Source organism: Azorhizobium doebereinerae UFLA1-100 (assembly GCF_000473085.1).
Taxonomy (GTDB): Bacteria; Pseudomonadota; Alphaproteobacteria; order Rhizobiales; family Xanthobacteraceae; genus Azorhizobium; species Azorhizobium doebereinerae.
Genome location: NZ_AXBA01000075.1, coordinates 1 through 4,857, shown reverse-complemented (window position 1 = coordinate 4,857; position 4,857 = coordinate 1). Strand labels below are relative to the sequence as shown.

Here is a 4,857-nt window from a genome sequence, read left to right as displayed (position 1 = left end):
AAAGCCATCGTGGATGAATGCGTCGCCGCCTGGTCGGACGGCGCCCCGGCCGAGGTGCGTGCCCTCGTTCAACATGCCTTCCAGACCGATCGGGAAGGCCGCATCAACCGCGCGGCCTTGTTCTCGCTCCGGCGGCTCCAGATCACGCGCGAGCCCTGGCCGCGGGCCATGGCAGCCCTGGACGACGCCATCCGCGTGGTGGGCTCCCGCGAATATGTGCGCTTCTACCGGCGGGCCAACACCCGCGCGAAATGGGAGCCCATCACCATCGACCTCGCCTCGGCCGCGTGAGGGCGACCATGGGCGCGGCAGCCACCATCTCCCCCATCATCCGCCCGGCGCTCCCGGCCGCCACCGTGCTGGCGGTGGAGTGCCGGCATCTGGCGGCCCTGCATGGCCAGGGCCTGCTGCTGGTGCGCGACGTGGATGCGGCCCTTGCCCGCGTGCGGGCGGCGCTGCTGGCCGAGATCGAACAGGGGGCATCCTCATGAGCACCGCCACCGCCCAGCAGATCGGCGCCATCCACGGCATCGCCCGCCGCCTGGGGCTCGACACCGACACCCGCCGCGATGTGATCGCCGCCGTAGCGCCCGGTAAGCGCTCCTGTGCCGATCTCTCCAAGGCCGAGGCCATCCGCGTCATCGACCGGCTCAAGGCGCTCCAGGGCGGAGCCTCCCCGGCGCGCGGCGCGGCGGATCTGGCCGGCCCCTATGCGGCGAAGCTGCGGGCGCTCTGGCTCTCCGGCTGGCACCTGGGCGTGGTGCGGGACCGCACCGACACCGCGCTGCTGGCTTTCCTGGAGCGCCAGACCGGGCTGGAGCACACGCGCTTCCTCGCCGATGCCGCTGCCGCCCGCCGGGTGATCGAGGCGCTGAAGGCCTGGCTGGCGCGAGAGGGCGGCGTGGAATGGCCGGCGAGCGGCAGCGTTGAGGCGAGCAAGGCTGCGGTCTGGCGGGCGCAACGGCGGCGGATGGTGGCGTTGGGGCTGGCTGTGGTGGATGTGGAGCCTGCGCTGGGCACGGACCTGGATGGGGAGATCCGGGCGGGCGGCACGCTCATCCGCAAGCGGATCAAGGCGGGGCGGCCATGAGCGACGTTCCGCCCCTGCCGCACCTTCTGTCTGCACTGCTGCCGGCGGCTGGGCTGGCGCGGGTCTTGGCCTTCGCCTCCGAGCACGGCGGGCGGCGGCTGTCTGTGCCCAAGCGGGCGGGCGATGAGCACCGACTGGTGGCGCTGCTGGGGCGCGATGGGGCGGACCTGCTGTGCGACATGTATGGCGGCGAGACGGTCACGGTGCCCATGGGGCCGGCGGGGACGCTGGCCGCGGCACGGTTAAGGATGGCCCGCGCGCTGGCTGAGGGGGCATCCATCGACGAAGCGGCTGGGCATGCGGGCCTGCATCGGCGGACGGCGCAGAGGATGCGGGCGCGGGTGAAGGATGAGGGGGACGAGGGACAGACTCGATTGTTTTAGTCTCGACGGTCAGGGGTAGACGTATTCAGGCGGCTGTGTGCCACGAGTGGAACTTTCCATATGCATGTCTGAACGTCCGGTGTGGGGCCGGAAGCGGACTGGCCGGTCTTGGCTGCCGATGTACAGATAGCAGCCGTTCCGCTGCCGACCCCAGCGCCGCCACTAGCGTTCCGGTATCAGAATGGCGGGTCCTGGCTCAAACCTTACGCCTCTACTTGAGTCGTCGTCGGATAATTAAGGTCGGCGGAAGCCCCCGAACATACGAGATGCAGGAATAGCGATCTTCCCAACTTGGGCGACGGCGAGTCGGCGACTTACGGTTCCTGTATGTAAAAATAATATTAGATAGATCCAGAGATACTACTTCTATTGCCCCTCCGCTTCATTCTGTGTAACATTCATGAAGCGGAAAACGATGGAACTATGTGATGAAAACGTCAGTTGCCCCGCGAGGGGGCGCCTCGGTGCCGCATTGGTACATGTATCCGCCCAAGACCAGCTATTCGAGCGAGGTCCATGTCGATGTGGTGGAGAAGGAACTGGCAGGGTTAGCGGGGGCGCTCGTCAGCGCCTATGTCCACATCCCTTTCTGCAACATGAAGTGCAACTTCTGTTCGCTGCTCACTTTGCCGGGGGGCTCCGATCCCACGGTGTCGGTCTACATCGACAATTTGAAGCGAGAGATCGTGAATTTCGGCGCTCGATTTCAACGCGCCAAACCGGTTGTTTCCGTACTGTATTTCGGCGGTGGAACGCCAGCGCTGCTGCCCGAAAGGCAATTGGCGGAAGTGCTTGAGCAGCTGCAGCTCGCCGTTGACACCACTCAGCTACTCAGTTGCAGCGTAGAATTCTCTCCTGATGTCGTCGACGAAGTCACGACCGGCGCCTGGCGTAGACATGGCTTCAACCGCGCAAGCCTTGGTGTTCAGACTTTCAACGATGCACTGCTGAAAACGATGGGCCGGCGCCACACCGCCACGCACGCTAGGGCAGCAATCGGCAATCTTGCCAACGCTGGCTACGAGGACATCAATGTCGACCTCATCTTCGGGTTTCCCGGCCAGACTGCTCAAGTGTGGGGCGACGATCTCCGCGCCGTCGTCGCAAGCGAGGCCACCCATTGCACGTTTCACCCGCTCTCCGTGCGACCAAAAGTGGCCCTAGAAAGAAAGGCAATTTCCCCGACCAGTGCAGTCGCTTCGCTGGAAGATAGGCACGGCCAAGCGATTGGACATTTTCAAGAGGCCGGATGGACCCAGACAAGTGCGATCTCATTTTCGCGGCTCTCGATTCCGAATCCTATCGAAAGTGCCGAAGCCGCTGGTCAACCGACCATTGGATTTGGGGCTGGGTCGCGCAGCTACTACCCGAGTGTGCACACCTCCACCGTCCCGTACGCCACCAGAACCCCGTTTGGCGCAGTGCTAAGAAGGTACTACGAATCGGTTTCGGCCGGGCGACTTCCCATTGCAAGCGAAGTGCTGCTCGACGCAGAGGAGCGGCTAAGGCGGATTTTGATTTTACAGATGCATCACGGCCGAATTCCGAAGAGCATGCTCTCGGGGCTCGACTCGGACATTGATGACAGCCTTTCTACGATAATGGAGGGAATGCTTGTAGAGGGCTATTTCGTCCAACGAGAAAGTGACTATCTGCTAACCACCGCAGGATCGATCAAGGCGGCAGAGATGGGCCTGTCCCTCTCGAGCGCTTCGGTCAAACGATCGCTCGCAACGGTGGAGTGACCTGCTATGCGGGAGTATCCTGCCATACTTGACGAAAGCGCCGCGCTCCGAACGATCATTCGCACGATGGGCGGGCCCAGCCAAGAGGTGATTTCCATCGGTGGAATCTTGCGCGGCTCCCTCCCGGGTTTTAGGACGCTGGATCTTGGGTCTGGCGCGGGTCGAAATTCGATCTTCCTCGCCGGCATCGGGTCGCGGGTCACGGCCGTCGATGCGTCAGCCGCCCATATCGGTGCGATGGCGAGATTAGCTCAAGGCGCTAGGCTTGACATTGAGGCCGTGTGCGGGCGCGTGGAGCAGTTTCAACTCCTTCATCAGTATGATCTCGTGCTCTGCCATGGAATTCTGCATTTCCTTGATCGCTCCACCGCCCTCAGCACAGTTTCGAAGCTGAAAGTAAACACCGCTCAAGGCGGGATACACTTGATCACCATCGCCAAATTCGACTCTAGCGACGACATACCACGGTCCTTCGTGGAGCAGGGGCATCCGAACACCCTGACAGCCAATAACTTGCTCAGGGCTTATGAGGATTGGTCCTGCGTAGCGCATGAGCGCTATGTGAAGCGGGATCACCACCCAGGAGGGGGGTACCACCTGCATCCGATCGACAAGCTGGCGTTTCAGCGCCCCGGTGGCGAGCATCGTACTCTGTTGGGTGAGGCGCATTTGCTCAACGATGATGATCGGAAAGAAGTCCAGACGTTCCTTTCAACGGACGAGCTGATTCTGACGTCCAAGGACGCTGCCCTCGAAGAGTTGGGACCGCCGGACCTCTCGTTCACCTATAACGCCCGAGGGCAGCAATTGTCCTTCCAGGGGATTTCCGGCCAAGGCTATGAGCTGTCGCTGCTTTTTTGGTCAAAGTACGCGGCCTATTTTGAGAATGGCCTTCTCGTTGGCTTTTCAACCTATAGAAGTGATCGCTTTCACACATTCCGTTTGAGTGGAAGCGAAGGGCTAGGCTAGCTGTGACTTCTGATCGGGTTGTTCCGGCGAGAACCTGACCGGGTGTTCTTCGGTCGAGGCTACCATGGGGCCTTTGGTGATTGTACCAGGCCAGCCATCGGGGCAGGTCGGCGGTGATCTGAGCCCTGCAAACTGGATCATTCGGAGTTAGAGTTTTCCGCGCTGTTCACCCTTTGGCCGGGAGGAGCGGAAGACGATGAAGGCATCGAAGTTTTCAGAGGCCCAGAAGGCGTTCATTCTGAAGCAGGGCGCCGATGGGCTACCGGTTGCGGACATCTGTCGCCGGACTGGGATCAGCCCGGCGACCTATTTCAACTGGAAGAAGAAGTATGACGGGCTGGCGCCGCTGGAGATGCGGCGCCTGAAGCAGCTTGAGGACGAGAACGCCAAGCTGCGGAAGCTGGTGGCGGATCTGTCCCTGGACCGGGAGATGTTGCAGGACGTCATCCGGCGAAAAATGTAAGGCCTGGTCGCAAGCGCGAGCTCGTCGATGCGATACGCAGCGAGTGGCAGGTGTCGATCCGGCGGGCCTGCACGGTCCTTGAGGTGGACACCTCGACCTATCACTACAAGCCGCATCGACCCGACCAGGCCGGCCTCGCAGCACGGATCAAGGCGATCTGTGAGACCCGCGTGCGCTACGGCTATCGACGGGTCCAGGTCTTGCTCA

The 4,857-nt window shown here is 62.3% G+C and carries 6 protein-coding genes and 2 pseudogenes; 7 read left to right on the top strand and 1 reads right to left on the bottom strand.

Annotation, left to right across the window (positions count from 1 at the left end):
- The 6 genes from YU1_RS0125345 to YU1_RS0125315 form a co-directional block, all read left to right on the top strand.
- The coding region (locus YU1_RS0125345) for a DUF3164 family protein (protein WP_029006437.1) at positions 1–291 on the top strand (291 nt) is incomplete at its 5' end.
- Positions 292–299: 8 nt separating this feature from the next.
- Entirely contained in the window at positions 300–491 is a 192-nt protein-coding gene (locus tag YU1_RS34140; protein ID WP_029006436.1) for a hypothetical protein, read from the top strand.
- Positions 488–1,090 (top strand): regulatory protein GemA, encoded by a 603-nt coding sequence (locus YU1_RS31255; RefSeq protein ID WP_051357352.1) that lies wholly within the window; start codon positions 488–490, stop codon positions 1,088–1,090. Before YU1_RS34140 ends, YU1_RS31255 begins: the two co-directional genes overlap by 4 nt.
- Positions 1,087–1,473, top strand: a complete 387-nt coding sequence (locus YU1_RS31250; protein ID WP_035716723.1) for a helix-turn-helix domain-containing protein — start codon at positions 1,087–1,089, stop codon at positions 1,471–1,473. Before YU1_RS31255 ends, YU1_RS31250 begins: the two co-directional genes overlap by 4 nt.
- A 479-nt stretch (positions 1,474–1,952) precedes the next feature.
- Complete coding sequence (locus YU1_RS33140; RefSeq protein ID WP_198019068.1) at positions 1,953–3,218, top strand: coproporphyrinogen-III oxidase family protein; 1,266 nt, start codon at positions 1,953–1,955, stop codon at positions 3,216–3,218.
- 6 nt (positions 3,219–3,224) lie between these two features.
- A complete protein-coding gene (locus YU1_RS0125315; RefSeq protein ID WP_029006433.1) occupies positions 3,225–4,187 on the top strand; it encodes a methyltransferase domain-containing protein in 963 nt (320 codons plus the stop codon).
- A gap of 52 nt (positions 4,188–4,239) precedes the next feature.
- Here YU1_RS0125315 and YU1_RS34970 read toward each other — a convergent pair.
- Positions 4,240–4,305 (bottom strand): annotated as a pseudogene (locus YU1_RS34970) (integrase core domain-containing protein); the annotation flags it as partial.
- Positions 4,306–4,383: 78 nt separating this feature from the next.
- Between YU1_RS34970 and YU1_RS33130 the strand changes: the two are divergent.
- Positions 4,384–4,857: pseudogene (locus tag YU1_RS33130) on the top strand (transposase); the annotation flags it as partial.

Bases quoted from the DNA above. Each gene is read 5' to 3' on its own strand.
- YU1_RS31255 (WP_051357352.1), top strand. From the start codon at position 488: ATGAGCACCGCCACCGCCCAGCAGATCGGCGCCATCCACGGCATCGCC.
- YU1_RS33140 (WP_198019068.1), top strand. From the start codon at position 1,953: ATGTATCCGCCCAAGACCAGCTATTCGAGCGAGGTCCATGTCGATGTG.
- YU1_RS31250 (WP_035716723.1), top strand. From the start codon at position 1,087: ATGAGCGACGTTCCGCCCCTGCCGCACCTTCTGTCTGCACTGCTGCCG.
- YU1_RS34140 (WP_029006436.1), top strand. From the start codon at position 300: ATGGGCGCGGCAGCCACCATCTCCCCCATCATCCGCCCGGCGCTCCCG.
- YU1_RS0125315 (WP_029006433.1), top strand. From the start codon at position 3,225: ATGCGGGAGTATCCTGCCATACTTGACGAAAGCGCCGCGCTCCGAACG.